A 2,774-nucleotide genomic window follows, 5' to 3' on the forward strand; every position below is an offset into this window, starting at 1 on the left:
AGACACGGGCTGAAGTTCAACACTGACGCGCTCAGCGCGACCGGCCCCAGTGCGATGCAGCCGGGCGAGAGCGTCGACTTCCGTGTCCAGCCGGACGCGTCGGGCCCGTTGCACCCCTCACGGACGGAACTGTGGCGACTGGCCAAGCCGCTCCACAGGCCCATCGGATGCGCGGCGGACGACCACCGGCTCGACGGGAACGAGTTCCTGGCAGCGCCGGCCAAGGAGCGCTACGACGACGACACCAGCTACCGGCCGCCCAATCTCGAGCAGTATCTCGCCGCCCCGCAGCGGGTCAGTGTGGAGTCGGTGCTTCTATCGAGCGTCGACGCGGCCGAGAGAGTCCCCGGATGACTCAGCGGGCCAGTCGGACAGGAAGGTGCCGTGGGTCTGCCCGTTCTGTTCTTCAGGGCCGGTGACCCGGCACCGCCGGTCTCAGGACCAGGCGATCTCGCCATGCCGGTCGATGAAGCGTCCGGTGCCGGCACCGGGCCCCTCGGTGGCGAGGGCGACGATCGCGTCCGTGCCCTCGGTGACGGTCTGGGAGCCGCTGTGACCGTTTATGTCGGTCGCGGTGTAGCCGGGGTCGGCGGCGTTGACGCGAATGCCCTTGAGCCCTTTGGCGTACTGCGTGGTCAACATCGTCAGCGCCGCCTTCGAGGAGGCGTACAGCGGCACGACGACGTGCGACTCGGACCGGCCGGGGTCGTGGGTGAAGGCGAGGGAGCCCATGCCGCTGCTGACGTTGATGATCACGGGGTCGTCCGAACGGCGCAGCAGCGGCAGGAACGCGGTGGTGGTGCGGACCACGCCGATGACGTTGACGTCGAGGACGGCGCGGGCGTCGGCGGCGGTGAGGTCGCCGGGATCACCGAAGGGACCCTGGACCCCCGCGTTGTTGATCAGGACATCGATCCTGCCCTCGTGCTCGGCGACGTCCGCGGCGGCGGCGGCCACGGACGCGTCGTCGGTCACGTCGACGGGGACGAAGCGTGCGCCCAGCGCGGCGGCTGCCTCCTCACCCCGCTCACGGTCGCGGGCTCCCAGGAGAACGGTGTGACCGCACGCGATGAGGCGGCGGGCGGTCTCGCGGCCGATGCCCTTGTTGGCTCCGGTGATGAAAGTGATCGTCATGCCTTCGATAGTTGCCTTGACGAGGGAGCCGGACCAGGGACGCTTCGACGGTGGGAAGACCAGTACCACCCTCGCGCCCCCGCATGTGATCGGGGACGCGGGAGAATGGAGAGCATGACGACGACACCCCCCGGAGCTGGACTGGGCGCGATGATCCGCACGTGGCGGAACCGGCTGCCCCCGTCAGCCGCTGGGCTGCCGGTCGTCCGCAAGCGCCGGGCTGTCGGGCTGCGGCGCGAGGAACTGGCCGACCTGGCCGGAGTGTCGGTCGACTACGTCGTGCGCCTGGAGCAGGGGCGGGCCACGACACCCTCGGCGTCGGTGGTGGCGTCCCTGGCGCGCGCTCTCCAACTGTCCACCGCCGAGCGGGACCATCTCTACCGGCTGGCCCAGATCGTGCCGCCGGCGGACGGCACGATCTGCGACCATCTCCCGCCCGGTATGCAACGGGTACTCGTCCGCCTCGGAGACGTACCGGTGGCCGTGTTCGCGGCGGACTGGCAACTGGTGTGGTGGAACCACGGGTGGGCCGCCCTGCTGGGAGACCCCTTGGCCTCGCCGCCGCGGATGCGCAACTTCGCCCGCGACAGGTTCCCGGTGGACGTCGATCACACCCCCCTCGCGCTGTGGCCGGTCACCGAGACGGACCCCGACACCGCCGACGCCGCCCTCGTCTCCGATCTGCGCCGCGCCACCGGCCGCTTCCCCCGGGACAGCCGCCTGGCCGCGCTGGTCCGCGACCTGAACGCAGGCAACGAGAGGTTCGCCGAGCTGTGGGCGACGGGAGAGGTGACCGCGAACCGCGAGGTCCACAAGAGGGTCGATCACCCGTCGGTGGGCCCGGTCACGGTGGACTGCGATGTCCTGACCGACGGCGACACGGAGCTCAAGATTGTCATCATGACCGCCGCGCCGGGCAGTGAGGACGAGACCAAACTCCAGCTCACCACCGTCGTCGGCCCACCGGCCGGCACGCGCAACTGATCCGCCCCGCCCATCGGCCGACCGACGGCTCACGGTTTTCGTGACGCACCAAACCGTTGGACACGCACCGACGGGTGATCAGGACGGCCCGCTGGCGGACTGCCCGGACAGCGCCCTCGTTCCGCCTGGCCACGAACCGCGGTGCCCTGTTGACATCACCCTCGCCGCGCTGGGTGGTCGGTGGACGCCGCTGGTAGTCCGCGAGTTCCTACGCCGCGGTCAGACCACATACTCCGAACTGTCCGCCGCCCTGCCCGCTCTCTCGGACAGGCCGACCCAGTTGACCAGTGCGGGCGTCATCGAGCGTCACCGCACCCCGGGCTGGCCTCCGCGCGTCCGCTACATTCTGACCAGCCAGGGCCGGGCGCTGGAACCAGTGGCGCGCAGCATGTGGGAGCGAGGCACAGCGCGACGGGACGCCCTCGACCAAACGCCAGACCCGTAGAACACGGCCTGAACCTCGTCAGCCCCCCGGTTCTTGCTCGCTGCGGCTGGACGGCCTTCTACGATCCGGTGCATGGATCCTGAGCTGCTGGAACGGATCACCGCGCGGCGCGCGGAACTGGACGAACTCGAAGAACAGCTGGCCAAGCAGTTGGCGGAGGTACGCGCCGAGCGGAACGAACTCGCCGTCGCCGAACGCGTCCTTGAACGGG

The 2,774-nt window shown here is 70.2% G+C and carries 3 protein-coding genes and 1 pseudogene; 3 read left to right on the forward strand and 1 reads right to left on the reverse strand.

Annotated features, from left to right (window positions below):
- A pseudogene (locus tag AQI95_RS46900) lies at window positions 1-354 on the forward strand (DUF2235 domain-containing protein); the annotation flags it as partial.
- 81 nt (window positions 355-435) lie between these two features.
- On the opposite strand, the gene AQI95_RS41080 reads toward AQI95_RS46900, so the two are convergent.
- Window positions 436-1,134, reverse strand: a complete 699-nt coding sequence (locus AQI95_RS41080) for an SDR family NAD(P)-dependent oxidoreductase (protein WP_046426084.1) — start codon at window positions 1,132-1,134, stop codon at window positions 436-438.
- Window positions 1,135-1,239: 105 nt separating this feature from the next.
- On the opposite strand from AQI95_RS41080, the gene AQI95_RS41085 reads away from it, so the two are divergent.
- Both AQI95_RS41085 and AQI95_RS45830 read left to right on the forward strand, forming a co-directional pair.
- Window positions 1,240-2,118 (forward strand): helix-turn-helix transcriptional regulator, encoded by an 879-nt coding sequence (locus AQI95_RS41085; protein ID WP_067136177.1) that lies wholly within the window; start codon window positions 1,240-1,242, stop codon window positions 2,116-2,118.
- A gap of 40 nt (window positions 2,119-2,158) precedes the next feature.
- Window positions 2,159-2,563, forward strand: coding sequence for a winged helix-turn-helix transcriptional regulator (locus tag AQI95_RS45830; RefSeq protein ID WP_079071903.1), 405 nt, complete (start codon window positions 2,159-2,161; stop codon window positions 2,561-2,563).
- The last annotated feature ends 211 nt before the right edge of the window (window positions 2,564-2,774 follow it).

This window comes from Streptomyces yokosukanensis (assembly GCF_001514035.1).
Lineage (GTDB): Bacteria > Actinomycetota > Actinomycetes > Streptomycetales > Streptomycetaceae > Streptomyces > Streptomyces yokosukanensis.